This is a genomic window from Collinsella aerofaciens, from assembly GCF_902501475.1.
Classification (GTDB): Bacteria; Actinomycetota; Coriobacteriia; order Coriobacteriales; family Coriobacteriaceae; genus Collinsella; species Collinsella aerofaciens_AL.
The window spans coordinates 1-26,351 of record NZ_CABWIF010000043.1 but is presented as its reverse complement, the minus strand read 5'-3'; the positions used below and the strand labels follow the sequence as shown (position 1 = coordinate 26,351).

At 60.6% G+C, this 26,351-nt stretch carries 20 protein-coding genes; 13 read left to right on the top strand and 7 right to left on the bottom strand.

Annotated elements, in window-relative coordinates; translation table 11 throughout:
- The first annotated feature begins 337 nt into the window (after positions 1 to 337).
- The 7 genes from GDJ93_RS07310 to GDJ93_RS07280 all read left to right on the top strand — a co-directional run bounded on the left by GDJ93_RS07310 (position 338) and on the right by GDJ93_RS07280 (position 11,051).
- On the top strand, positions 338 to 970 hold the full coding sequence (locus tag GDJ93_RS07310) for a cyclodeaminase/cyclohydrolase family protein (protein WP_193221488.1): 633 nt from the start codon (positions 338 to 340) through the stop codon (positions 968 to 970).
- A 2-nt stretch (positions 971 to 972) separates the two neighbouring features.
- On the top strand, positions 973 to 1,827 hold the full coding sequence (locus GDJ93_RS07305) for a bifunctional 5,10-methylenetetrahydrofolate dehydrogenase/5,10-methenyltetrahydrofolate cyclohydrolase (protein WP_152068292.1): 855 nt from the start codon (positions 973 to 975) through the stop codon (positions 1,825 to 1,827).
- 355 nt (positions 1,828 to 2,182) lie between these two features.
- Entirely contained in the window at positions 2,183 to 3,706 is a 1,524-nt protein-coding gene (locus GDJ93_RS07300; RefSeq protein ID WP_152068291.1) for a C69 family dipeptidase, read from the top strand.
- A gap of 99 nt (positions 3,707 to 3,805) precedes the next feature.
- Positions 3,806 to 4,222, top strand: coding sequence for a hypothetical protein (locus GDJ93_RS07295; protein WP_006235392.1), 417 nt, complete (start codon positions 3,806 to 3,808; stop codon positions 4,220 to 4,222).
- 8 nt (positions 4,223 to 4,230) lie between these two features.
- The gene (locus GDJ93_RS07290; RefSeq protein WP_152068290.1) at positions 4,231 to 5,994 is read left to right on the top strand and encodes an ABC1 kinase family protein; all 1,764 of its coding nucleotides are present in this window, start codon (positions 4,231 to 4,233) and stop codon (positions 5,992 to 5,994) included.
- Between the two features lie 431 nt (positions 5,995 to 6,425).
- On the top strand, positions 6,426 to 10,139 hold the full coding sequence (locus GDJ93_RS07285) for a DUF4430 domain-containing protein (RefSeq protein WP_193221487.1): 3,714 nt from the start codon (positions 6,426 to 6,428) through the stop codon (positions 10,137 to 10,139).
- 9 nt (positions 10,140 to 10,148) lie between these two features.
- A complete protein-coding gene (locus GDJ93_RS07280) occupies positions 10,149 to 11,051 on the top strand; it encodes a DUF4430 domain-containing protein (protein WP_226812533.1) in 903 nt (300 codons plus the stop codon).
- A gap of 159 nt (positions 11,052 to 11,210) precedes the next feature.
- Here GDJ93_RS07280 and GDJ93_RS07275 read toward each other — a convergent pair whose 3' ends face one another.
- The 3 genes from GDJ93_RS07275 to GDJ93_RS07265 form a co-directional block, all read right to left on the bottom strand.
- Positions 11,211 to 11,618: a GtrA family protein gene (locus GDJ93_RS07275; RefSeq protein WP_022095123.1), complete on the bottom strand. Its 408-nt coding sequence runs from the start codon at positions 11,616 to 11,618 to the stop codon at positions 11,211 to 11,213.
- Between the two features lie 219 nt (positions 11,619 to 11,837).
- The gene (locus GDJ93_RS07270; RefSeq protein ID WP_022095122.1) at positions 11,838 to 12,233 is read right to left on the bottom strand and encodes a GtrA family protein; all 396 of its coding nucleotides are present in this window, start codon (positions 12,231 to 12,233) and stop codon (positions 11,838 to 11,840) included.
- 78 nt (positions 12,234 to 12,311) lie between these two features.
- Positions 12,312 to 14,228, bottom strand: a complete 1,917-nt coding sequence (locus GDJ93_RS07265) for a fructose-1,6-bisphosphatase (protein ID WP_152068288.1) — start codon at positions 14,226 to 14,228, stop codon at positions 12,312 to 12,314.
- 320 nt (positions 14,229 to 14,548) lie between these two features.
- On the opposite strand from GDJ93_RS07265, the gene GDJ93_RS07260 reads away from it, so the two are divergent.
- Positions 14,549 to 15,439, top strand: coding sequence for a DegV family protein (locus GDJ93_RS07260; protein WP_152068287.1), 891 nt, complete (start codon positions 14,549 to 14,551; stop codon positions 15,437 to 15,439).
- A gap of 80 nt (positions 15,440 to 15,519) precedes the next feature.
- Here GDJ93_RS07260 and GDJ93_RS07255 read toward each other — a convergent pair whose 3' ends face one another.
- Positions 15,520 to 16,611 carry a beta/alpha barrel domain-containing protein gene (locus tag GDJ93_RS07255; protein ID WP_152068286.1) on the bottom strand — a complete coding sequence of 364 codons (1,092 nt, stop codon included), beginning with the start codon at positions 16,609 to 16,611 and terminating at the stop codon, positions 15,520 to 15,522.
- Positions 16,612 to 16,802: 191 nt separating this feature from the next.
- Here GDJ93_RS07255 and GDJ93_RS10010 point away from each other — a divergent pair, with 191 nt between their 5' ends.
- Entirely contained in the window at positions 16,803 to 16,973 is a 171-nt protein-coding gene (locus tag GDJ93_RS10010) for a hypothetical protein (RefSeq protein ID WP_156333777.1), read from the top strand.
- A 24-nt stretch (positions 16,974 to 16,997) separates the two neighbouring features.
- Here the strand turns inward: GDJ93_RS10010 and GDJ93_RS07250 are convergent, their stop codons facing one another.
- Both GDJ93_RS07250 and GDJ93_RS07245 read right to left on the bottom strand, forming a co-directional pair.
- Positions 16,998 to 18,101, bottom strand: coding sequence for an RsmB/NOP family class I SAM-dependent RNA methyltransferase (locus GDJ93_RS07250; RefSeq protein WP_152068285.1), 1,104 nt, complete (start codon positions 18,099 to 18,101; stop codon positions 16,998 to 17,000).
- A gap of 40 nt (positions 18,102 to 18,141) precedes the next feature.
- Complete coding sequence (locus GDJ93_RS07245; protein WP_152068284.1) at positions 18,142 to 20,292, bottom strand: methionine--tRNA ligase; 2,151 nt, start codon at positions 20,290 to 20,292, stop codon at positions 18,142 to 18,144.
- Positions 20,293 to 20,424: 132 nt separating this feature from the next.
- Between GDJ93_RS07245 and GDJ93_RS07240 the strand changes: the two genes are divergently transcribed.
- The 3 genes from GDJ93_RS07240 (at position 20,425) to queA (ending at position 22,859) form a co-directional block, all read left to right on the top strand.
- A complete protein-coding gene (locus tag GDJ93_RS07240; RefSeq protein WP_152068283.1) occupies positions 20,425 to 20,991 on the top strand; it encodes a DUF3267 domain-containing protein in 567 nt (188 codons plus the stop codon).
- A gap of 10 nt (positions 20,992 to 21,001) precedes the next feature.
- Positions 21,002 to 21,577: an epoxyqueuosine reductase QueH gene (locus GDJ93_RS07235; RefSeq protein ID WP_152068282.1), complete on the top strand. Its 576-nt coding sequence runs from the start codon at positions 21,002 to 21,004 to the stop codon at positions 21,575 to 21,577.
- A 70-nt stretch (positions 21,578 to 21,647) separates the two neighbouring features.
- Positions 21,648 to 22,859 carry a tRNA preQ1(34) S-adenosylmethionine ribosyltransferase-isomerase QueA gene (gene queA, locus GDJ93_RS07230; RefSeq protein ID WP_152068349.1) on the top strand — a complete coding sequence of 404 codons (1,212 nt, stop codon included), beginning with the start codon at positions 21,648 to 21,650 and terminating at the stop codon, positions 22,857 to 22,859.
- Positions 22,860 to 23,225: 366 nt separating this feature from the next.
- On the opposite strand, the gene GDJ93_RS07225 is transcribed toward queA, so the two are convergent.
- Complete coding sequence (locus GDJ93_RS07225) at positions 23,226 to 24,989, bottom strand: coiled-coil domain-containing protein (protein ID WP_152068281.1); 1,764 nt, start codon at positions 24,987 to 24,989, stop codon at positions 23,226 to 23,228.
- Between the two features lie 293 nt (positions 24,990 to 25,282).
- Here GDJ93_RS07225 and GDJ93_RS07220 point away from each other — a divergent pair, with 293 nt between their 5' ends.
- On the top strand, positions 25,283 to 26,083 hold the full coding sequence (locus GDJ93_RS07220; RefSeq protein WP_006235414.1) for an SDR family NAD(P)-dependent oxidoreductase: 801 nt from the start codon (positions 25,283 to 25,285) through the stop codon (positions 26,081 to 26,083).
- Positions 26,084 to 26,351: the final 268 nt, after the last annotated feature.

Sequence of the window (26,351 nt, the reverse complement as noted above, 5' to 3'; positions counted from 1 at the left end):
ATATGCACGGGTCCAAAAGAGGGGAGGGCCGGTGCTGTCGGCTCTCCCCGGGGTGAGGTGTCCGTTGTTTTAAAGGGGCGCGTGTACGCGGGCGTTGCCCCAACAGGTTCCTTGTTTATAGATATGCCCCAGTTTGTGACGTCCGGAAGTCCCGAAAGGCGGGCCATGTTTCCCATGTTTGCGGTGCCGACGCCTATCGTTCGTCATAGAAATCCGCGATGACCAGGTGCGCTGACGCTTATGTACTTATGGGCTAGACTATGCACCATTATGTGATCGATGCGGTCGGTCGGTGGTTGCCGCCCGACCGATGTATATGACTTGAAGGTGCATGCGTATGAGCCAAGAGATGATGGACAAGACCTGCCGCGGGTTTGCCGAGGCGCTGGCCGCGCGCGAGCCGGTTCCCGGTGGTGGCAGCGCGAGCGCTTTTGTGGGCGCGCTGGGCGCCTCGCTGTGCGGAATGGTTGCCCGCTACGGTGCGACCAATCCCGCGCTTGCTGATCGTGCGGATGACCTGACGCGTGCGTTTGCCCAGGCTGATGAGCTGTCCCAGGAGCTTGTCGAGTTGGTTGCCGAGGACGTTCGTGCCTACGGGCAGGTGTCCACGGCGTACGGTATTCCGCGTGACGATCCGGCTCGAGCAACCGCGATTCAGGATGCGCTGCATGTGGCCGCTCTGCCGCCGTATCGCATTATGGATGCCTGCGGGCGTGCGCTGGCGCTGCTCGAGGACATGGCCGACAAGGGTTCGCGTCAGCTGCTGTCCGATGTGGCGTGCGGCGCCGTGTTCTGCCGTGCCGCTATGCAGGGCGCGAGCTTGACGCTCTTTGCGAACACCACGTCTATGAAAGATCGCGCTCGTGCTGAGGAGCTCGAGACGGCGTGTGATGAGTTGCTCGACACATGGTTGCCGCGCGCCGATGCGCTGGCGCGCCGCGCCTCCGACGCTGCGAGGAAGAGAGGATAGCCATGGCTGAACTGCTGAAGGGTGCTCCCGTTGCTCGCGCTTTGACCGAGGAGCTCGTTGCTCGCTGCGTTGCTTTGCGCGAACGCGGCGTTGTGCCGACGCTGGCCATTGTTCGTGTGGGCGAGCGCGAGGACGACCTGTCCTATGAGCGTGGCGCTCTTAAACGCTGCGAAAAGGTTGGCATCGAGGCTCGTCGCGTTTTGCTTCCTGCCGACGTCTCGCAGGACGAGCTGCTGGCGGCTATCGAGGGCATTAATGCCGACTTGGCTGTTCATGGCTGTCTGATGTTCCGCCCGCTGCCCGCCGGCCTTGACGAGAACGCCGTCGCCGCAGCGCTCGATCCCGCCAAGGACGTTGACTCCATGACGCCGGCTTCGCTGCTCACCACGCTTTCGGGACGCGGCGAGGGTTTTGCCCCCTGCACAGCCGAAGCCGTGCTTGCTTTGCTGGATCATTACGGTGTTGAGCTGGACGGCGCCAAAGTTGCCGTGGTCGGACGCTCACTGGTAATTGGCCGCCCCGTTGCCGCCATGCTTACGGCGCGCAACGCAACCGTGACGACGTGCCATACGCATACGCGCGATCTTGCCGCCGAGTGCTGTGCTGCCGACATTGTGGTTGCCGCCGTTGGACGCGCGCGCACGATTGGCGCAGATGCGGTCCGCGAGGACCAGGCGATTATCGATGTTGGCATTAATTGGGACGAAGCCGCTGGCAAGCTGGTCGGCGACGTCGATTTTGATGCCGCGGAGCCGGTTGTTGGCGCAATCACCCCCGTGCCGGGTGGCGTGGGTGCCGTGACGACAGCAATTCTCGCCAAGCACGTGATCGAGGCGGCTGAGCGCGCGGTAAAATAGGCGTTTGGAGGCTGTTTAGGGGGTTGGTTAGATACCCCGTGGTCAAAAAATGCCAAATATGAGTACTGTTGCCAAGTTAGTCACATATGTTTGAGATCATTTTGGCTCTTTAGCGATAAGTAATATCGTTAAAGAGCCAATTTTATTGGACGTATGGGGAATTACTAGACTCAGTTTTTGGACAGGTGAGGATTCCCGGCGCCCGGAACAGTGCAATTTGCTGCCACTAAATTTGTGACAGTACTCATATTTGGCATTTTTTGACCACGGGGGCTGCCGAGGCCGTGGTTTCGCCCTTTTTGCGTCGAAGCGATACACTGTTGCCGTTTGATTTCTTCGCTCAAGGAGGATGCGCATGCCGTGCACAACGATTCTGGTCGGTAAAAACGCAAGCTACGACGGGTCGACCCTGGTCGCGCGTAACGAGGACTCGTCCAACGGGGTATTTGAGCCCAAGCGCATGCGCGTAGTGCATCCCGACGAGCAGCCGCGTGTCTACACGAGCGTCCTGAGCCACCTGACCGTTGAACTGCCCGATAACCCCATGCGCTACACGAGCGTCCCCGATGTTGTTCCGGGCCACGGCATCTGGGCCGAGGCCGGTTTCAACGAGCTCAATGTGGGCATGTCCGCAACCGAGACGCTCACCACCAACGAGCGCGTCCGCGGTGCCGACCCGCTTGTGGACTACGTGCCTGCCAAGGGCAACGAGGGTGAGGACGGCTATGTGCCGGCGCAGCCTGGTGGCCTGGGCGAGGAGGATATGGTGACCCTGGTCCTGCCGTACGCCAAGTCCGCTCGCGACGGCGTTCGTATCCTGGGCGACCTGCTCGAGCGCTACGGCACCTACGAGAACAACGGCATCGCCTTTAGTGATGTGGACGAGATCTGGTGGCTCGAGACCATCGGCGGCCACCACTGGATTGCCAAGCGTGTGCCCGATGACGCCTATGTGACCATGCCCAACCAACTGGGTATCGACAGCTTTGACCTGGATGACGCCGAGGGCGCCCAGGCCGACCACATGTGTTCCGCCGACCTGCGCTCCTGGATGGCCGAGTGGCATCTGGACCTGACGCTGGGTGTTAAGGGCGACGGTCCCGCCGCGGTCTTTAACCCGCGCGAGGCCTTTGGCTCGCACAGCGACAGCGACCACGTCTACAACACGCCGCGCGCCTGGTACATGCAGCGCTGCCTCAACCCCAGTGACGTGTGGGATGGCCCCGACGCCGACTACACGCCCGAGAGCGACGATATCCCCTGGAGCCGCGTGCCCGAGCGTAAGGTGACCATCGAGGACATCAAGTACGTACTCTCGAGCCACTACCAGGGTACGGAGTACGACTGCTACGGCAGCAAGGGCGCGCCCGCCACGCGCGGCGCCTATCGCCCCATCGGCATCAACCGCAACAGCCAGCTCGCCGTGCTGCAGCTGCGCCCCTATGCGCAGCCGGCCTATCGCGCCGTGCAGTGGATGGCGTTTGGCTCCAACTCGTTTAACGCGCTGGTTCCGCTGTACGCCAACGTCGAGACCATGCCCGAGTACTATGCCGACACGCAGGCTCGCGTAACGTCCGAAAACTTCTACTGGGCCAACCGCCTGATCGGCGCCCTGGCCGACGTCCGTTTCCATGAGTGCGGCCGCGCTGTGGAGGACTATCAGGAGAAGGTCGGTGGCATGGGTCACAAGCAGATCCATGACGTCGACGCTGCCGTAGCCGCTCTGCCCGAGGCCGAGGTGCCTTCCGAGCTTGCACGCGCCAACGAGGCCTTTGCCGAGCGTGTTCGCGTGGAGACCGATGCCCTGCTGGGCAAGGTGCTCTTCACCACGAGCTGCGCCATGAAGAACTCTTTCGCGATGAACGACAACGTGAGGTAGGGATTTCTCGTCGATCGAATAGTGCTAAAACGCTTTGTCGCTTTCGCTCAATCTTGGGTACAAGAACGCCAATGCAGTTGTTTGTGATTGGAGACAACCATGGTTATGAAACTCGATCAGCTTGTTAACGGCGCCATTAACGTGGGCTTTGGCGCTGCCGCCGTTGCTGTCGAAGGCGGCAAGAAGGTCCTCGACGACCTTAATACCAAGGGCGAGCAGGTTCGCAAGGACGCCGGCACCCCCGATATCGCCCGTAGCGTGTCCGACATGTTCGAGCAGGCCGGCGGCACCATCTCCGACCTGACCGAGCGTCTGGGCATGCAGGGCGAGACCGCGGCCCAACGCGTGCTCGACGAGCTCATTCTGGCTCGCGTCCGCGTTATGACCGCGCCCGAGCGCACGGCCTTCCTGGCTCATGTGCGCGACATCGTCGATTCGGTCGAGGACAACGTGACCTCGGTGCCCGTCGAGTCTGTTGAGGCCGACGATGCGAAGGATACCGAAGAGGCCGAGTAGCAGCGCAGATGGCAGATTCCACCACCGATTACAACAATCTAGATCCTCTGGGTAACGAGGCGGCGGTTGTCGATGAGGTCGACGCTGCCGTCTCGGGCGCTCGCAAGAAGCCACGCGCTGTCGATATGGTGCCCGAGGAGCCCGACGCGATGGCACCGGACGAGGAATACCAGCTCACGCCGGCGGGTCGTCGCGAACGCATTGGGCAGATTGTTCGCCTGGTCAAAAAGTACCGCGTGTGGGATAACCTCACGCCGGTTCGTTTGCGCCGCCTGCTCGAGGAACTCGGCCCCATGTTCGTCAAGATGGGGCAGATTCTGGCCAACCGGTCCGAGATTCTGCCGCAACGCTTTTGCGACGAGCTGCGTCGTCTGCGCTCCGACGTGGAGCCGGTGCCGTACGAGGTAGTGCTTCGCTGTCTGGAGGAAGAATACGGCCTGCGCCTGGGGGAGATGTTCGATGCGATCGATCCCAATCCGCTTGGTAGCGCATCGCTCGCGCAGGTGCACCGCGCTCGTCTGGTGACGGGCGAGGATGTGGCCGTCAAGGTGCAGCGCCCCGGTGCGCAGCAGGTTATGGCGCAGGACATCGATATCATCCGCTCGGTGGTGCGTATCGTTTCCAAGTTCGTCAACACCGATCAATTCGTTGACCTGCACGGCGTGGTCGAGGAGCTGTGGACCTCGTTTCGCGAGGAGACCAACTTTTTGGCCGAGGCCAAAAACCTCAACGACTTCTACGAGTTCCATAAGAGCGTTCATGGCGTGACGTGCCCTAAATCCTATCTGGACCTGTGCACCGAACACGTGGTGGTTATGGACTACGTCGACGGCATTTCGATCGCCGATCCTGAACGCTTGGTGGCCGAGGGCTATGACTTGGAAAAGATCGGTGCCGCGATTGTCGAGGACTACTCGTCGCAGGTGCTTGATGACGGCTTTTTCCATGCCGACCCGCATGCGGGAAACATCATTCTCAAGGACGGCATCGTTTACTTTATCGACTTGGGCATGGTCGGGCGTATGTCGAGTCACGATCGCGGTATCGTCAAGGATATGATTTTCGCCGTGGCCGAGGGTGACGTGCCCAAGCTCAAGGATTCGCTCATGCGCTTCGCCGTAACGCGTGGCGACTCGGCCGAGCTTGACCATTCGGCCTTTTTGTCCGATTTGGACTTTATCGTCGCCGACTTTGCGGGCCTTGACCTGAAGGATCTTGATATCGGCGAGTTTTTGACCTCGTTGTTAAACCTCGCGCGTAAGAATGATGTTGAGCTGCCGAGCGTGGTAACGATGTTCGCGCGCGGCATGGTGACGCTCGAGGGTCTGCTGACCGAGTATATGCCCAACGTCAACATGATCCAGATTATCCAGACGCACATCAAAAACGAGAAGAGCGCCTATGCGCGCGCGCGTGATATGGGACGCGATCTTGCCGCGAGCAGCTATCGCGCGGCAAAAGGCTCGCTTGAGGCAGCCGAGTATCTGGGCTTGGCTTCGCGCATGCTCACGCGCGGCCAGCTTAAGGTGAACACGCAGATCATGAGCAGCGATAAGGCGCTGCGACAGCTAGGTGGGATTATCGACCGCATGTCGATGGCTATCGTTATCGCCGGTCTGTTTATCGGTTCGTCGGTGGTGTACTACGCGCGCATCGAGCCGGTTGTGTTTGGTATCCCAGTCATTGGCTTTATGGGCTACGTGAGCGCGCTGGTGCTGGCGCTTATGCTGGGCCGCAATATCTGGCTCAACAGTCACGGCGGCAAGCACTAGAGGCTGCGACCGTCACCGCATTTTCCTATCGCAAACAATAGCTTTTACCTTGGGCTTCGCCTGCGTGCGAGGCCCTTTTGCGTGATACCATTTTGACGGTAATAATCGATGGCCTAGATGGTGGTGCGGAGACGCACGAATGCGCGGTTATCCTGCGCATTTGGGAGAATCGGGGTGCAAGTCCCCAGCTGTACCAGTAACCGTAATTCCTCTTGGCTCGGGATGCTCGCGTCGCAGATCGGACGACGTGCCCGAGTCGTTAAGGTTAAGTCGGATCGCCTCCCGTCTTGCATGCGGCTGCGGCTTTTGCCGCCGGTGTGCATAGGGCTCTGGAGGGAAGGGGGACCCCGATGGGGGAACTCGAGCGCAACATGCGCGATGACGTGGGGCAGTCTCAAGGCAACGCTCCAAGTGCAGACAGTAGGAGACAAATGGATATGTTTGAGGACGAGCGCCAGCGCGTCTCGCATCGCCGTGGCGCAATTGCGCGCGGCGTAGCCAAGCGCGGCCTGGTGGCATTCCTGGCCTTCGCGATGGCCTTTGGCACCACACCGGCTCAGCTGTGGGCCGAGGGCGCCGAGGGCATTGCCGAGGCTGTGGCTCAGACTGCGACGCCGGGCGAGGACGCAGCGCTTGCGGGCGGTACCGCTGAGCAGAGCGGCGCCGAGGTTTCGGATTCCGAGGGCGCGCCTGCAGCTAGTGCAGCCACAACAGAGGCAGCAACTGGCGACGAAGGCTCGGCGACGGGGGAGAGCCCTGCCACGAGCGAGCAGTCTTCGACGGCATCCGCTGGCCAAGTGGGATCTGCCGCCGCGGCTGCCGTTCAGACAGAGAGCCCGACAGAAACCGGCGATGTTGCCAAGAAGCAGGTCGAGGTCTCGTTCTCGATTATCGGCACCGATGCTGACGGCAAGGCTCAGACCTGGGTGGCACCTACGCAGCTCAAGCTCGACGAGGGCGCGACGGCTGCGGATGCCTTCATTAAGCTGCAGGAGAAGACGGGCTTCAAGGCGAAGTACGATCCGAACACGGCATACGGTTTCTACCTCGAAAGCATCACATCCCCGAGCGATGGCCGCACGCTTGCCTACGATCCGACGACCTATGCCTACTGGCAGCTGTTCGTCGACGGCGCGTCTTCCTCGGTTGGCGCGAGCAGCGTCAAGCTCACCCAGGGGCAGAAGATTGAGTTTGCCTATACGGCTGGTAGCTCGTCCCCTGTCGTTAAGGACCAGGTTGCCGCAAATGTGACCGTCATTGGTCGCGATGCCCAGGGCAAGACTCAGACCTGGGTCGATAACGCGCAGTATGTGGTGACGTCCGGCTCGAGCGCACTTGACCTTACGAAGGTCGCGCTTGAGGCGAATGGCATCGACGCCGTTGCTGCGGGCTCCTTCATTCTGAGCCTTAAGTACAACGGTGTTGAACTGGGTACGCCCCAAGATTATTCGACCTATTGGCAGCTGTTCATCAACGGCAAGTCGAGTGACTATACGGCGGACAATGTCACCATCCATGTTGGCGATACCGTCACGTGGTTCTACGGTGGCTGGGGCGACCAGCTGCCCTCTGATTCCGTTCATGCTTCCGTTCAGGTGCTTGGTAAGGACAAGGACGGCAAGCAGCAGATTTGGGCTTCGACGGGCCAGACGAGTCTCAAGGCAGGCTCTACTGCCAAGGATCTCCTTGAGCAGACCGGCCTTACTCTCGATGCTGGCGAATCGTCTTGGGGCTGGTTCCTCAACGGCATTACTTCGCCGTTTGATGGTAAGTCCTATGGCTGGGATGCTGCGACCAAGAGCTATTGGCGCTTCTACGTAAATGGCAAGTTCGCCGACGTTGGCGCCGGTGCCTACAAGCTCCGGGAGGGTGACGCCGTCACCTTTATGTATGGTGCTGACGCCGATGCCCTCCCCGGTCAGGTGCTTGGATCCGCCGATGTTATCGGTCCCGATGTCAACGGGAACAATACGCGTTGGGGCACGGCAAGCAATGTTTCTCTGCCCGAAGGCTCCACGGCCCAGAACCTTATTGAGGCAGTTCTGAAGGCCAAGGGCGTTGCGTACAACGGCTCCCAGAGTGGTGAGTACTGGTTCCTGAATTCCATTACTTCGCCGTTCGATCACAAGCCGTATGGTTGGGATGCTGCGACCAATAAATATTGGCATCTGTATATCAACGGAGAGCCCTCCTTACTCTGCGCCAATCAGATTACGCTCAAGAGCGGCGATAAGGTCACGCTTGCCTATACCACCGATAATTCGCCCATGCCCGATCCCGACAAGATTGTCGTGGATCCGAGCGCGACGACTCCTGATTGGGATGCCGAGTGGGCCGGCTACGGCAACAGTGGCAACGGTTCGACCGTAACGGATGCCAAGACGCCTGCGCAGGCTTCCGGTCTTAAGTGGGCCTTCGATTGGAAGGCCGAGTCTGGTCAGCAGTATGCCAACTGCAGCGAACCTGTCATCGCCAACGGCTTTGTGTACATCGCGACCGAGAACGAGCTCATTAAGATCGATTCGTCCACGGGCAAAAAGGTTGCCTCTGCGCCGCTTGCCTCCAAGGTGAGCTATACCTCCCGTCCGATCTATACCAACGGCCTTATCATCGTTCCGCTCAACGGCGGTGCGGTCCAGGCGATTACTGCAGACAAGCTGATCTGCAAGTGGCTGACGCCTGGTTTGACGGACTTGACGCAGAGCTCCTGCACCGTCGTTTCGGACGGCGAGTACGTCTATGTAGGTACGGCTGATGGGAAGAAATACGTCAACGGTTCCTTTACGCGCATCAAGATCACCACAGGCGAAGTCTCTTGGCAGAACATCGACGCAGCTGAGGGCTATTATTGGACTGGCGCTGCCCTGACGGATAAGTACGCCATCGTCCCCACGAGCGCAGGTACGCTTAAGTGCATTGATAAGGCAACGGGCGATGTCGTTTCGACCATGAAGCTCGGCACCCTTGCGAACGCTGACTGCGTCGCCGATCCGTCCAATGGCTCGACCTTCTATCAGATGACGCACGACGGAAAGCTCCATGTGATTTCGCTTTCGGCGAAGGGCGTGCTGAGCGAGCAGAAGACGGTCGACCTGGGTCTTACGAATAACATGAGCGCCCCGGCGATGTCTGGCGACAACTTGATTGTCGGTGGGCAGACGGCTACTGGATCTGCTCTGGTTCTCTATAATCTGAAGACTGGTAAGACCACGATGGTCACCGCTGCTGACGGTAAAGAGCTACCGGCCGGATTTAACGGTATTGCTGCTACTCCGCTGGTGAGTGTTCAGGGCGGCAAGACCTATGTGTACTTCACCGTTAATAGCGCGGATAGCAAGGACTACGTCAGCTACTCTGCTGGTGGTGGGGTGTATCGCTATACGCTCGGCGATGCAGAGGCGACGCAGATTTATGATGCGGCTGGCCATTACCAGTACTGTGACTCTCCGGTCATTGCCGATGCATCTGGCAACCTGTACTACATCAATGACTCGGGCTCGCTGTTCAAGCTTGGGGCCGTTGAGTCTTGGACGGTTGCCTTTAATTCCAACGGCGGGTCTGCTTGCGACACTAAGTTTGTTGCCACGGCCGATGGCAAGCTGGTCAAGCCGGCCGATCCGACGCGCGATGGCTACACTTTCGGCGGTTGGTATACCGATGAAGCCTGCACGCGGGCGTATGACTTCGCCACGCCGGTGACGGCCGATCTGACGCTGTATGCCAAGTGGACCAAGAATGCCGTTAACCCTGGCGGTAATGGCGGCGCAGGTTCGAATGGCGGCGGCGGTTCTGGTACCGGTACTGGTTCCGGCACTGGCGCTGGCACTGGCACGGGTTCCGGCTCCGGCTCGAAGGGCGGCGCTGTCGCCCCGGGTCATAAGCCGACGACCAAGACGACGGTGTCGACCAAGGCCGAGACCAAGGAAAACAAGTCCGACAAGAAGGATGAGAAGAAGTCTGACAAGAAGGACAACAAGTCCGACAAGAAGTCCGATACGGGTGCTGCTTCCACGACCACTGCTAAGAAGTCCTCTAGTGCTTCCGAGCAGGAGACTGGCACCAACCCGCTCGCCATTGTTGGCGTTGCCGCCGGCGTCATCGGTCTCGCCATCGTCGGCGTGTTCGTGTTCACCAAACGTCGGTAGGTGAGGGCTGTGTCCAATAAATCCAAGGACGCTGACCCCAAGCAACCGGATTCCTCGTTCATTCAGTTCGACGATGCAAAGCAACAGGGCGCCGCTTCGGCGGCGTCCGCCTCTCGTCGCAAGGCGCTCCTTGGCGTTCTTGCTGCCGCGTGCACCATTCTGATCGTCGTCTCGCTGGGTTTCGTCCATCCTTCCACAAGCGGTGCCTGGTCCATCGACTGGATCATTCAGACCGTGACGGGGGAGAGCGTCGTCGCCAAGGACACCAAGGCGTCTGGCTCGTCTACCGCTTCGGGCGAGGCCAGTTCCAAGGATTCCAAATCTTCGGATGCTGCAAAAGATGAGTCCAAGGGCTCGAACGACGCCAAGGATGATTCCGAGTCTTCGCACAAGGAATCGGACAAAAGCTCGGATAGCAAGAAGTCCGATGGCCAGGACAGCAAGAGGTCTGGCGATAAATCCGCTGCCCAAAATACGGGAGCCGGTGATACTTCCAATGCGTCTGGCGGTGCTTCTTCGGGCGGTGGCCAGTCGTCTGATGGAGCCTCATCCCCTAATGGTGGAAACGCCTCCTCGGGCAGCCAAAGCGGCTCACAGGAGTCCAACTACGTTACGGTGACGGTTTCGGTCACATCGAGCGCTGTGGGCAATCCCGTGTCCTCTGGCGGCACCTTTACCTTTAACGAAGGCGCCACCGTTTACGATGCCCTGTGCGCGCTGGGCCTTTCTGTCAACGCACACGGCTCATCGTACGGCACGTATGTTTCTGCGATTGGTGGTTTGGCCGAGAAACAGTACGGCGGCACGAGCGGCTGGATGTACTCCGTCAACGGCACAACGCCCATGACGGCCTGCAGTAACTACGTTCTCTCCAATGGTGACAACGTCGTTTGGTATTACGTAACGGGCTAGAGGCCTCGACATAGCGCGCCAGACGGGCGGTTCGGACCAACATCCGGACCGCCCGTTTTTCATGCGAATGGGACTGGGTCGCCGGGTCTCTCGGCAAACAAAAAACCGGTTGGAACGGGAATTCCAACCGGTTATACATTCAAGCAAATAGTGAATCGACTACGACCGTGCGCCCTCGAGGAAGAAGCGGCGGCTGAAGTAGTTGTACCAGGTGACGAGGAACGTGGCGATGGCCTTCATGGCCTGGTAGCCGATGCTCAAAAACGTGACGCCCACAAACATGTACAGGTCGTTGAGGCCCAGGCCGATCACCGACAGGATGGTGAAGATCGTGAACTCGCGCTTGCGGCTCATGCCTTCGCGGTGGTCGAACACGTACTTCATGCTGAGCCAGTAGTTGACCACGACGGACGTGATAAACGAAACCGTGGTGCTCATCAAAAAGTCGAGGTGGAACAGCTCGACGAGCGCAATGAGCATGCCCCAGTCGATGCCAAAGGAGATAAGACCCACGACAGCAAACTTGAGGAACTGCTTGGTATGAGGTTGTGCCAGCGCCTTGCGCACGTAATCACATCCAATGCGTTGATGAATCGAGCAGAGGATACTTTAGAGCTTTTACAAGGGAAACGTAAGGTCTTTGCCAAGAACTATATGAACTCGCCAAATTTTCAAGAGCTAATCCGCAAACGTTGAAAATTTGCCCGTAAACGAGCGACACCCACGGACGATACTGCGCTGAGTGCGCGTCGTCCGTGGGCGCCGTAATGCTGCAGGGGTTTCGAGCTATTTTGTCTCGTCGCCCTCCAGGAAGATTTTTCGGGTCACAAAGTTGTAGACCATGACAAGCGCGGTGGCGCAGATCTTGGCGATATTGGCCTCGAGTCCCAGGCCGGCGTTGAGCGCCAGCACGATGCCGTCGTTGAGCACCAAACCGATCACGGACAGCACGACAAAGATGATGAACTCGCGGCGGCGGCTCATGCCTTCCTTGTGCGCAAACACGTACTTCATGCTTGCGAGGTAGTTAAAGATGAGTGAGATGATAAAGCCGCTGGTGTTGGCGATTAGGATGTTGAGGCCCAGACCGTAGTGGAGCAGATTCATAATGCCAAAGTCGATAACCGTGGCAATGACACCGACGACGCCAAATTTCATGATCTGCGCAAGGAGCTTTTGCATGGTACCTGCCTTAGGGTGGCGCGGGGACGCCATGGGGATGACAAACTCAGCAAGTTTAGCCAATCCCCGCGGGTGGGGCTAGACGCGCTCTTCGATAGCACCGTTTCTATATGCATCGAGCAGCTGGCGCAGGTCCTGGATCTGGCTGCGAATTTTGGCGCCAGTATCGGTGTCGCTCACCATGCGGCGACGGTCCGCTTGGTCAAAACGGTTGGTCTCGCTCTCGATGTCCACGTTGCGCGTGAGTGCCTCGGCAACCGTCGTAAAGGCCCGGTGCGACTTGAGGCGGCAGCCGCGCGAGCTCGAGATGAGCGTATAGCCGGCGATACCCGTCTTGGGATGGTAAGCGCGGCAGAAGCCGCCATCGATGACCAGCAGCTTGCCGTTGGCGCGGATGGGCTGCTCGCCCTTGGTGGTTTTAACGGGCGTGTGGCCGTTGATGATGTGGCCGGTCGGCGAACATGCCATGGGCGCGACGCCAAACTCGCGCATGATGTCGTCGCAGACCGAGGGCGACTTGGTAAGCGTAAAGTACGGGTCCATCGGCTCGACCCAGGTGCTCTTATCGGCGATATAGGCGCGCTCAAAGGTACGCACCAGGCGTCCGCTGGCGGGTGAATTGAAGCCAATCCACAGGTACCACATCCAGTCGAGGGCATCGCGGTCGCCCACGCGCCACGCGCGGCGGGCGATGTGGTCGCAAAAATCGAGATAATCGCGGCCGGCGTGCCAGGTGCCCAGGCAGTTCATGCTGCTAAAGGTGCCGTCTTCGTTGAGCGGAACGCAGCCGTGGAAGAGCAGGTTGCCGTTGGCGACCTTGTACATCGAGCCGTGGGAATAGAGGAAATCGATATGGCGATGCAGGTGGTCGGCGGTAACAAACTCGGACACGAGCTTGTCGATGATGTGTTGCTCCTGGGGCGTGAGCGTGTAGGGGTCCGCCGGATCGACGGTGGGGAAGTCGTTGGTCGTGAGCGGCCACACACTGCCGTCGGCGAGCGTGACCGTGCCGGTGTCGTGGTCGATCTTGTCGAGCAGCAGGCGGTCGGTCATGTCGAACTCGGGGTGGCGCTGGATAATCTGGCCCTCGAGCTTAAAGAGCAGCACGTTGATGGCCTTGATCAGCGGGGTGATGGACTCACCGGCGGTGTAGGTGGCATCGGCAAAGGCGACGAGCTCGCGCAGTGAGATACCGTAGTCGTTCTCGAGGATCTCGTAGTTGTCGTAGCGCAGGTTGTTGCGCAGCACCGTGGCGATGCAGGCGGGCTCGCCGGCAGCGGCGCCCATCCACAGCAGGTCGTGGTTGCCCCACTGGATGTCGAGCGAATGATAGGTGAGCAGGCGGTCCATAATTTTGGCCGCGCCGCCGCCACGGTCGAAGATATCGCCCACCAGGTGCAGGTGGTCGACGGCCAGGCGCTTGATGAGCGAGGCGAGCGACTCGATAAAGTCGTCGGCGCTTGCGGTCTCTAGGATGGACTCCACGATGCGCTCGTGATAGCGCACACGATAGTTGTTCTCGTCCGGATGCGTGTGCAGCAACTCGTCGATGATGTAGGCGTAATCGCGCGGGATGGCCTTACGCACCTTGGAGCGCGTATAGCGGCTCGAAAGCGAGCGGGCAACCATGATGAGCTGGTCGAGCATGGTTTTGTACCAGGTGGGCGAGTCCTCGCGCCGGCTGCGGACCAGCTCGATCTTCTCGCGTGGATAGTAGATGAGCGTGCACAGCTCGCCCTTTTCGTCAAAGGAGAGCGTGTCGCCAAAAATCTCGTCGACATGCTCGCGCACGACGCCCGAGCAGTTGTTGAGGATGTGCATAAAGGCTTCGTACTCGCCATGCACGTCGCTCATAAAATGCTCGGTGCCTTTGGGCAGGTTGAGGATGGCCGAGAGATTGATGATCTCGGTAAACGCGGATTGTTCGGTGGGGAACTGTCTCGAAAGCAGGCGCAGATACTTGAAGTCTTGCGGGTTGCGATCGAATGCGACCATGAAACACCTTCCGATGGGGCTGGTAAAACTGATAAACAGCGTCAAACGTTTACCAGTATGCGCCGCTTTTGTTTCGATTTTGCGCCAGCGGCTGAATTGTCGGATGAACGGTTTGGTAAATCGATTTAGTTGAGGTAGATATGGCGGTTGAGTGGAGACGACAGAGGGTGTTTTCTCAGATATTTTTGCGTGGGGCCGGTGGAGACGATGGTGGTAAAGATGTTCACTATTTTTGGTTCGATTTGGTAAATAGTGGACATATGTACCGCATGTAGGCTCACTGTGCGATAATTTGCGCAGCAATGAGTAAGGAGCCTCATATGAGTGATTTTGTCCTGACCTGTGAATCCGCCGCCGACCGAACCCGTGAGTTCTTTGAATCGCGCAATATTCCCGTCGCGTATTTTCATTACGAGATCGACGATGTTGTCTATACGGACGATCTGTATCAGTCGATTACGCCGGACGAGTTTTTTGCCCAGATTGCCGCGGGCGCCATGCCCAAGACGTCTCAGGTGGGCGTGGGCGAGTACGAGGAGTTTTGGGAGCCGTTTGTTGCCGAGGGTAAAGACGTGCTGCACCTGACGTTGTCGTCGGGTATTTCGGGCACGTATGGATCGGCCTGCGTCGCGGCGCAGATGCTTGCGGATCGCTATCCCCAGGGCGGCAAGGTACGCGTCATCGATTCGCTGGGGGCGTCTTCGGGCTTTGGTCTGTTGCTGGAATATGCCGCCGACGTGCGCGATAGCGGGGCTTCACTCGACGAGACGGCCGCTTGGATCGAGGAGCATAAACTCAACCTGCACCACTGGTTCTTCTCGACCGATCTGTCGAGCTACCTGCGCGGCGGTCGCATTTCGGCCGCGAGCGCGATCATCGGCACGGCGCTCAAGATTTGCCCGCTTATGACGGTCGATTGCGAAGGTAAGCTGTCGCCACGTGAGAAGATTCGCACTAAGAAGCGAGCGATTTCCGAGATGGCTAAGACCATGATGGCACACGTACAGGACGGTGCAGATTATTCGGGTAAGTGCATCATGTCGCAGTCGGCGTGCCGCGAGGATGCCGAGGCGGTCGCGGCGCTGATTGAGGAACAGGTTCCGCAGCTTAAAGGCAAGATTGAGATCAATGACATCGGTACTCTGATTGGCTCGCATACCGGACCTGGTACGGTGGCGCTCTTCTTTATGGGCGACAAGCGCGTGGATTAATTTGCCCCATCACGTCGCTGCATGATTGCTCAAACGAAAACGGCCCGCCTCACGTTTGTGGGGCGGGCCAAGATGTTTTGCTAGCGTTTCTTTCCGCGGAAGAAAAAGCCGTGCAGTGACGGCTTGAGGCCGCGGTTGGCGCGATGCTCCTCGACGCGCTCGTGGATCGAAGCGACGCGCTCGATGACTTCGTCGGGAATCGGCACATCGGGATTCATGTTCTCGACTTGGCTGACCTCGGCGGCGGCGACCTGGTCGATAATGGGCACGTCGTCGCGCGAGATGACAGGTGTGGCGTCTTCCTTCATCTTGCGATAACGCTGCATCATGTCGGTCTGTAGCTGCTGGGCCGAAGGCGGTGTCCAGATGATGGCGTTGGCGCCGGCGGCGATGGTCTCGCGAATGCTCTCGGGCGTCTTGCCGCCCGGCGCGATAAGCGGCAGGTTGGGATAGTGCTCGCGCAGCTCGCGTAGGACCTGGGGCGTGTTCTTGCCGGCGGCGATGTTGAGAATCTTGGCTCCAGCGCGCACCTTGGCGTGGGCATCGTCGTCGCAGCGAACGACCGTGGCGATGACGGGGATGTCGGCGATGTTGGTGATGTGCTCGACCATCTCGGCAGTAGCGGGGGAGTTGACCACGCAGCCCGCCGCGCCCTGCATCTCGGAGACGGCTGCCATCTGCACGGAGCGCTTACCGGTCGTAGTTCCGCCACCCACGCCTACAAAGACCGGGCACTCGGCGACGGTCAACAGTGCCTGCGTAATGGCCGGCTGCGGCGTGAAGGGGTAAACGGCAAAGACGGCGTCGGCGTTGGAGTTGCGGATAACCGCGACATCGGTGGTGTAAATGAGCGACTTGATGCGTCGGCCAAAGAGCGTGAAGCCGCTGGCCTCCTCGATCTCGTCGGGCATGCGAAGGGCAGCCTTGCGCAGGCGTCCGTCGATGGGCAGGGGCTCCATAGGGAGCAGGCCGTTGGGCGTGACGGCTACTTGGGGCTCGGTGAACTCGTCTGCAAGCTCGACCTCGGAAAAATCGACCGAGGCGACGATGTCCTTGTGCACCTCGGCGGGCACATCGATGGGAGCTTGGTCGTTTGCCGCCGCAGGCGTGTCGAAGGAGCTGGTGCCGACGAAGGCGTCGACGCGCTCATTTAGATCGTTGAGGGTATCCATGGAGGCTCGATTCTATGTGATAACGGCCGGCGCTATGCAGCCGGAATTGCGAATGCTAAATCGTTTGACGAGTTGATTTTTCCCCGCCGCGCCATCCGTTAGACCGAAGGGCCGGTGAACGTGAAGGAGCTGTGGTGGCGGGGATCGAGGTGCTATCTTGAAAGTCCCGTTTACAAGAGAGGTGACGCGGTATGGAATTTTCGGCAATGTTGGGCTCGATTGGCCTGTGTGTGGGCGCAATCGTTGCCGCCGCGGTCATCTACTTTGTGGTCACGGCCATTAAGGGCAAAAGGGCCGAACGCAAGGAGCGCACGATGCTTAAACAGCATCGCGACCAGCAGGGCAAACGCGCACGGAGATAACTTGTTGAGTTTTGGATCCGTGCGCTAGCTGCGTTTTCGGATCAGGGCAATGTAGAAGCCCTCAAAGTCGCGGCTAGGCGGAATGGTGAGCGTGCCGGGCAGGCCGTTGGCGATGGCCGATACCTGACCGGCGGCAATGGCTTCGGTCAGAGCGTTGGACTCGATGCGCGGCTCCTCACCAGCTTCCTGGGTGCGTCGTGCTTCGCTTTCGCTCGGCGTGCCGTCGAGGGGGATAAGCTCGCAGTCCATGTGCTTGTCGAGGGCCTCTTGCAGGGCGTCCTCGTTTTCCTGCGGCAAAATCGAACAGGTCGAATAGACGAGCGTGCCGCCCGGTTTGAGGGCACCCATGGCGCGGTCCAGAAGTGCTCGCTGCGAGCGGGCGCACTTGCTCAGCAACTGCTCGGTGAGGCCGCGCAGGCTTTTCTCGTTGCCACTGATGACGGTGCCCGTGCCGGTGCAGGGAGCGTCGAGCAGGATGCGGTCAAAGCGGAAGAACTCGTCGAGCTCGCGTGCGTCGATGCGCATGACGGGCACGTTTTTGGCACCTTGGCGGTGGAGGTTGGACTCAAGCTTTTCGGCGCGGGGAATGCTCATCTCACAGGCGGTGAGGTGCGCCTGTCCCTGGGTGAGGGCGGCGATCTGTGTTGTCTTGCCGCCGGGGGCTGCGCACATGTCCAGGATGTCCTCGCCTGCCTGGGCGCCCAGGACCAACGGCGGCATCATGGATGACAGGCTCTGCAGGTAGATCTTGCCGTCGCGGTAGATGTCGAGATCCCACAGATCGGAAACCTGGGCCTCGGGCAGGATAAAGGCGTCTGGGTACCAGGCGACGGGGTTGTGGGCGATGCCGGCGGCACCGAGCGCCGCAGCGATGTCCTCGGCGGTCGCCTTGAGCGTGTTGGCGCGCAGCGTGACCGGGCGTGTGGCCGCGGCGCCGAAGCCCTCGATCATGAGCTTGGCATCGGCGGGCGCATAGGCGCCGGCGACCGTGTCGACCATAAAGCGCGGCAGGTCGGCGGCGGAGTGTTGGGCGGCAAGCTGGTCAGAAAGCTCGGTAGCAGCAAACTGCCTGAGCTTGAGCTCGGCCTTGACCTGCTTTTTCTGCTTACGACGACGCGGCTTGGACATCCGTCTTTCCTTCCCATTCCATTACATGTCGAGTGTTGTTTTAGTACTGGCTCTCGTGCTTGCTGAAGAAGTCGAAGCGCGGGGGCAGCGGCTTCACGCGGTGCTCGCCGGGCTTCTCGCCCAGGCTTTCCACGAACTCGTCCGTGGAGGCAAATATGTTGTCCCAGCTAAAGAAGGCGACGGGGTCGACGTCGAAGTACTCGCAAATGAGCTCGCAGCCGGCCGGCACGATGCCGTGCATGAGCACGGTCGCCACGCGCAGCTCGGTGAAGGCGTCGACGAGGGCCTGCGTCATCGCGGTATTGGCTTGCTCGCCCTCAAGCTTGTTGGCAGCCTTGGAGGCGTCGCTCCAGCGCTTGTTGGCGGCGCGCAGGTAGTCGTCGCACACAGCGAGCGCGCGGTGCGTCTCGAACTTGTACATGGCCTGCTCAAACGCGAGGGCGGCCTGCTCGGCGGCCTCCACCACGGTGGCCGAGGCGGCGCCGGCGGGGATGCAACCGTTGCGATAGGGGCTCTCGTCGCCCTCCTTGACGGCGACGCCGTAGAAGCAGCTGCGGGCCAGGCGGTTGAAGACGCCGGTCAAAAGGGCGCTTTCCTTAAGGGCCGGATCGATGACGCGCTTGTCGTCGCAGGCGTGCACCTCGTTGCCGTCCTTGTCCTTGCCGGTCACGCGGGTGTCGTATGCCTTGGGGCTAAAGCTCACCGGCTTCTCGGACAGGCCGAGCGACAGCCAGTGCGCGCGCATCTGCTCGCAGGTGTAGTGGTTGAGCAGGTCGTCTGCCGGCGGGGGAGGCGTCTGCGAGGACGAGCTTGCCTTTTTGCCCATGTAGAGCAGGTGGTAGCAGGCGCTGACGGTGCTCTGCGTGAGGTTCCAACCCAGGGCCTCCCACATGGCGGTCTGCGCGATGCAATAGAAGTAGATGTTGTCCTGGCCAATGAACTGGTAGATTTGTGCGTCATCCGAGCACCACCAGTCGCGCCAGTCGAGCGAGCTGTGCTGGTAGGTGGGCGCGGGGACCTGCGTGGAATCGGCGGCGGGCTCGCCCATGAGGGCGGCATCCTGGGCGGCGACGCCCTCGGTCACGCCGGCGGCCTTGGCATCGCGTGCGAGCACGGTGCGCGTATAGCTGATGGGAGCCCACAGGCTCTCGGGCCAGCACCAGCAGGTGACGTCGGAGACGCCATCGACCTCGGGCACCGGAACGCCCCAGTCGATGTTGCCGGTGATGCGGAAGGGTACGAGCGCCTTGCCGCTGCGGAAGCGCACGCCGCCGTTGGCGAGCACCGCGTGGGCATCGTCGCGCTCCTTCCAGCTGGGGAAGGTGACGGTAAAGCTGCTCTTGTTGCCCTCGGGCTCCAGCACGGTGTGCTCGGGAAGCTGATCCTCGACGGCATCGAAGGCCTCGCGGAACTTGTTCTGGATGTAGAGCTGGGCCGGCAGCAGCCACTCCTCCATGGTCTTGGAGACCACGGAGCGAACCTGCGGGTTCTGGGCGAGCTTGGCGGTGTAGGTCTTCATAAAGTCGAGGTAGGCCGGCAGGTCGAAGTAGAGGTTGTCGACCGGGCGCAGCTCGGGCACCTCGCCGGTGAGCTGGCTCTTGGGCGCGATGAGCTCCTCGGGCTCAAACTGGTGGCCCAGATCGCACTCGTCGGCATAGGCCTTCTCGGACTTGCAGCCCTGGATGGGGCAGCGGCCGATCACCTGGCGGCCGTTGAGGAACGTGCCGGCCTTGGCATCGTAGAACTGCAGCGTGGAGCGCTTGGAGATGGTGCCCTGCTCGTGCAGGCGCTTGATAATCTCGGCGGTCACCTCGTTGTGAATCTGCGCAGCCGGCTCAAGGCCCGAGCCGCCGTAGATGTCGCAGCTGATGTTGTAGTTGTTGAGGGTCGCGGCCTGGCGGGAGTGATTGGACTCGACATACTCGCTAATGGACTTGTCGTAGCTCTCGTTCTCCTTGAGCTTGCGGTAGCTCTCCATGATGGGCGAGCCATAGCAGTCGGTGCCCGAGGTGAAGATGACGTTCTCGCGGCCCAGGCGGTCGCGCAGGAAGCGGGCGAAAAAGTCGGCAGGGACAAAGACGCCGCCAACGTGGCCAAAGTGAAGGCCCTTGTTGCCGTAGGGCTCGCCGGCGGTAACGATGGCGCGGCGAGGCCAGCTGGGACGGTCGTTCATGGAGTATTTGGATGCCATGGGACTCCTTCGCATATGTTGAGGGCGCGGCCGGGCGCGGGGCTCGGCGGCGCGGTGGTCAATTCGTGCATATCGTTCGACATTATCGCACATGCGGGCGGGTACGTGGCAGGGGCGCTATCCTAAGATGCTATGAATGAGATTTCCAACATACATGCGTTTGAGGACGAGGATTTTCTGCACGCTTGCTTCGTGTGGGGGATGGTCGTAGTCGGCGTGTTTGCCGTGTGCCTGGTGCCGGTGTTTATGCTGCTGGGCGGGCCTGCAGACTTGGATGCGGCTGACGCGGGCGGCTGGATGGCTGTCGTGGGCTGGATAGTCGGCTTGGCTGCAATCTCAATGGCGTCGTTCGCCGTGCACGAGCTGGTGCACGGTGTGTTTTTTAAGCTGCTGGCGCCTGCGGGCGCGAAGGTGACCTTTGGGGCGAATCGCGAGACGGCGATGATCTATGCCTGCGCCGAGGGGATTGTGTATTCGCGCCGGCGGTATATGGCGATTTGCCTGGCGCCGACGGTTGTTGTGACGACAGCGTTTGCCCTGGGGTTTGCGTTTTCGGGCTATCCGCTGCTGTGCTATCTGGCGGCCGGCTTGCATTTGTCGGGCTGTGTAGGCGACTGGTATTACGTGTGGACCATTTTGCGCGACCGCCGCATTGTCGCCTGCGAGGATACGTCCTTTGGCGTGTGCTTTTTTGGGTGAGGAGATGTCGATGAAGCCGTTGTTGCTGCATGCGTGCTGTGCACCATGCTCGCTTGAGCCGGTTCGCCTGCTGCGCGAGGAGGGGTTTGAGCCCACGATTTGCTGGACCAACCCCAATATTCAACCGCGCGATGAATGGCAGCGCCGCTTGGACGAGCTGCGCCGGTGGTGTGCCGATGGCGACATCGAGCTCATCGAGGCAGGGGAGGACCGCGATCGCTGGGAGACCGGCGTGGCACCGCTGGGTGCCGATCGGCTTCGTCGCTGTCGCGCGTGCTATGCCCTGCGCTTGGCCGAGGCGTGCCGCGTGGCCCAGGAGCGCGGGTTTGAGTTTGTGGGCACGACGCTCGCCGTCTCGCCGTACCAGCTGTTCGATACCTGCAATGACGTGCTTGAGCGCTTGGCGGCGGCACATGGGCTCACCCCGGTGATTCGCGATTTTCGCCCGTATTACCCCGAGGCGACACGCCGTTCGCGCGAGCTTGGCATGTATCGGCAGAACTACTGTGGTTGCCGCTTCTCGGCTGTCGAGGCGGCCATGGACCGCGCCCGCATCCGCGACGAGCGCAAAGCCGCCAAAAAGTAGTTCACTTGGGACGTCAGCCTGCTAGGATGTAGAGCGGACTTTAGCTATATAAGGAGAATCCGACGTGTCTATGCGTACCGATGATTTTGACTATAACCTGCCCGAAGAGCTCATCGCCCAGGCGCCTGCCGAGCCGCGCGACTCATGCCGCCTGCTGGTGGTTGATCGCAAAGGCTCCGAGACAGGAACGCCGCTAGAGCATGGCGGCACCGTCGAGCACCGCATCTTCCGTGACATCATCGACTATATCGAGCCGGGCGACGTGCTCGTTATCAACCAGACGCGCGTGATGCCGGCCCGCCTGATCGGCCGCAAGGCCGGCTCGGGCGGTGTGGTCGAGACGCTGCTGCTCAAGCGCCGCGAGGACGTGGATCCGCTCGGCCATGTTTGGGAGTGCCTGGTCAAGCCGGGCAAGCGTCTGAAGCCCGGTGCTCAGATTGAGTATCGCGCCGGCGGCGCCCATGCGCCCGAGGGGGCTCCCGTGGTGCTGACGGCCGAGGTCGTCGACTTTGTCACCGATAGCCGCGGTGGCCGTCTGGTGCGCTTTGAGCCGGCCGGTTGCAATGCCGCCGGCGACCCGCGCACGCTCGACGAGGCCATCCATGCTGCCGGCCACGTGCCGCTGCCGCCTTACATTACCGATTACGAGGGCGATCCCGAGAAGTACCAGACCGTCTACGCCATGAAGGAGGAGCACTCGGCTGCCGCTCCTACGGCGGGTCTGCATTTTACTCCTGAGCTCATGGCCGCTATCGAGGCCAAGGGTGCGAAATTTGCCGCTGTCGAGCTCGAGGTGGGTATCGATACCTTCCGTCTGGTGGAGGAGGACGACCCCACGCAGCACGTCATGCACACCGAGCGCTATCACGTGTCGCAGGAGGTTGTCGACGCCGTGCATAAGGCCAAGGCCGAGGGTCATCGTGTGATCGCCGTCGGCACCACCGCGGTGCGCTCGCTCGAAAGCGCCTTTGACACGGACGCGCCGGTGTCCGATCCGGCCGTGACGGCGCGCTATTTTGAAGGCCGCGAGGACGGGGCCGATACGCTTGGCCGCGGTGACATCGTGGTGCGCGAGAACGCCACGACGCAGCTCTACCTCATGCCCGGCTCGACCTATCACGTGGTCGATGCGCTGATCACGAACTTCCACGTGCCACGCTCCACGCTCATGATGCTCGTGAGCGCGCTTGCCACCCGCGACCAGATCATGGATGCCTACGCCGCCGCCATCGAGGAGCGCTACCGCTTCTTCAGCTTTGGCGACGCGATGCTCATTCTGTAGGTTACGGCGTTTTACAAACGCCGTAACCGGTCGACGCTGCAAACCCGCCAGAGCGGCAATCTGCCTTTCAACTTCGGCGGCATGACCAAAAGGTCAATGCCGCCTCGTTTCAAGGCACCTTGCTCGCTCTGGCGGGTTTTCGCTGACTTTGCCAAAACATCGGCGCCGCCGTTGTTGGCACTTGGGGACGTTCCTTTTGTGCCGGCACCTGGGGACACTCCTTATGTCAAGAGATTGGTGCAAGAGGGATAGATTGCCTTGCATCAATCTAATAAGTTGCGGTGAGATAGTTCTTAAATTGGCTTTTTGAGGGCTAAACAGGAACTATCTCACCGCAACTGCGTTGAGCGTTTTTTGGCAGCTGGTTTACTTGCTCGCGAACAGCCAGACTAGGATGATCACCAGGATTGCGGCGACGATGCAGACGATGGCGCCGGTGAATTTGATGCGTGAGTCGCGGGTACGCTCGCGCACCGCGTTCTCGGTGGCCTCGAGCTGGGCGACTTCTCGTTCGGTCTCGGCGTGTTCGGCTTTGTCTCGGGCCAAGGATCCTGCAAGCGACTCAGTGATCTCTGGGTGGTCGTGTACTTCGGTCGCCTGCTCGATGATCGACTGTGCATGTGCGGCATCTGCTTGGGCGTTGGCGATGCTTTGCTCTTGGTCGCGGCGTGCCTTGTCCTCGGCGGCGATCTTCTCGCGCAGTTCGCGCTGGCGCGTCGCGGCGGCAGTCTTCGCCGTCTGCAGCTCGTCGCGCGCGGCATCGGCCTCGGTCGTCACGGCTTGGTGCGCGCGTTTTGCGTCGGCGATAGGGGCTTGAGCCTGCTCGACGGCCTGCTCGGCTGCGGCAAGCGAGTGCTCAAGGTCGGCGGTGATGCGTGGGACATCTTCTTCGGCTTTACGCAGGGCATCTGCCGTGTCGGAGATCTGCATCGAGAGCTCGCTGGTGCGCACCGTATAGTTGGCGGGATTTGCCGAGGGATTGCGTTGCAGCTCGGCATACTCATGACGCAGCGTCTCGAGCTGGGCGCGCGTGGCGTCGACGGTTTGTTGTGCGGCCGCAATGCCGGCGTCTCGCTCGGCCTTCACCTTGTCGCGGATGCGCTTGGAATCCTCAAGACGTCGAACGAGGCGGTTGCCGGTCTCGCGAGAGCTCGCCTCGCGGGCCTCCACAGCGTCGAGCGCGGCCTTCAGGCGGAGCTCAGTCGCGTCATCCTCTGTCTTCATTTGTTCGAACTGACCCTTGAGCTCTGTCGCTTTGGCGGCGTGGGTATCACGGTCAATCTCGGCGGCCGCTGCAGTCTTTTGGGCCGTGGCAATCGCCTGGCGCTGGTCGGCGACGATCTGGTCGTAGCGGCCTGCGATATCCTGGCGCGTCTCGAGTTCCTCGCCTTGATCGGCGATGCGCTGCTCAAGTTCGGCCAGGTGAGCGCGGGCGTCCGCGAGTGCCTTCTTTGCGGCATTCATCTCGCGCATGGCCGAGGCACCCTGGGCGATAAAGGTGCCCACGGCGTTCGCAGTGTTCGAGACAGCGGTCCCCAGATCGCGGCTCGCGGCGGGGGAGTGCAGGGCGGTCGGGCGAGCGGTGTCGGCAGCGTCCGCATCGGCAGCCTGCGGCACGGCGATATTGCCGGTACCGCCCTCAATCACAGAAAAGCCTGCTGCGTGCGGATCGACCGCATCGGCGCCAATCGTGGGATGCTCGAGCTGCAGAAACGAGGGCATGGTGCTGCCCTGGTCGGCAACCGGAGTCTCGCCGGGCACAAAGGTCGAGGCCGCCTCGGCGGCCTCCTCTTCCTCGGCATCAATATCGGCATCGGCGACGGCGTCTTTCATCGCTTTGACGGCATCCATCATGGAGTCCATGACGGCATCGAGCTCTTCTTCCGAAGACACCTCGATAGGGCCTGCTGCCTGTGGGGCGGCATCCTGTGCAGGGGCGTCGTCCCGAGCGGGCGTATCGTCGTTTTGCTCGATGGCGTTTTCTGCGGCAGAGGTTTCCGCCGTAGCGCTTTCGTCCAAGATGGAGTCGTCGACGTCGATATCTTCGCAGGTAACAGCGTCAGCATCTGCGATGACGTCTGCGGAATCATCAATATGCTGTTGAGTCTGGGGGTCCAGCTCGTCTGTCATAGGCATGTGCTCCTCATCGTTGTTCGTCACCCTATGATAAAGTCTCGCGCCGACATCCCGCGCCCCGCAGCAAAGTTTCAAAACGTGTTCGATGACTCGTTTGGCTGACAAAATTCGGCCTCTTTATCCAGTTCGTGCTTGACATTCCCTTCGCCGAATGACGTTGTGCCGTTCGCCTGCTGCGGTCTTTATTTTTCACTTGAACCCGCTAAAGTTGCATTTCAGCTTTTGGCGCGTGAAGTTGGATACGCGCAGTCGGCGGGCGTGCCCGTCGCGATTTGAAAGGACTTTGTATGGGACTTTTCACTGGTAAGACCGTGATCGTCACCGGCGGCGGCAAGGCAACGCTTAAGGACGGTTCCGCTGGCTCCATCGGCTACGGCATCGATATCGCATTTGCCAAGGAGGGCGCGAACCTCGTCATCACCGGCCGCAACGTCGCCAAGCTCGAGGCCGCCAAGGAGTCTCTCGAGGCCGAGTACGGTGTCAAGGTTCTGCCTGTTCAGGCCGATGTCTCGGCTGGTCAGGACAACGAGGCCGTCGTCCAGAACGTCATCGACAAGGCCATTGAGGAGTTCGGCCGCATCGACGCCGTCGTCAACAATGCTCAGGCTAGCGCCTCGGGCGTGACCATCGCCGATCACACCATGGATCAGTTTAACCTGGCCATTTACTCCGGTCTGTATGCTACCTATCTGTACATGCAGAAGGCCTATCCGCACCTGAAGGAGACCAAGGGTTCCGTGGTCAACTTTGCCTCGGGCGCCGGCCTGTTTGGCAACTATGGCCAGTGCAGCTATGCTGCCGCCAAGGAGGGCATCCGCGGCCTGACCCGCGTTGCCGCCAACGAGTGGGGCAAGGACGGCATCAACGTCAACATCGTGTGCCCGCTTGCTTGGACCGCTGCGCTCGAGAACTTCCAGGATGCCTATCCCGAGGCGTTCAAGGCCAACGTCCACATGCCGCCGGCTGGTCACTACGGCGACGTCGAGAAGGAAATCGGCCGCGTGGTCGTTCAGCTCTGCGGTCCCGACTTTAAGTACATGAACGGCGAGACCGTCACCCTCGAGGGTGGCATGGGCCAGCGGCCCTAACAGTTACGCGGTTCTACGAACCGCGTAACCAGTTGACGCTGCAAACCCGCCAGAGCGGCAATCTGCCTTTCAACTTCGGCGGCATGACCAGAAGGTCAATGCCGCCTCGTTTCAAGGCACCTTGCTCGCTCTGGCGGGTTTTCGCTCATATGACCCAATCCGCTGTCAAGAGCCACAATGGCCCCGCCGACCGCTTGCAATCGGTCGGCGGGGCCTGCCGTTAACCCGTCCCGGTCCGCCCCCGGCATGTCATCGACGCCTTCGGCTC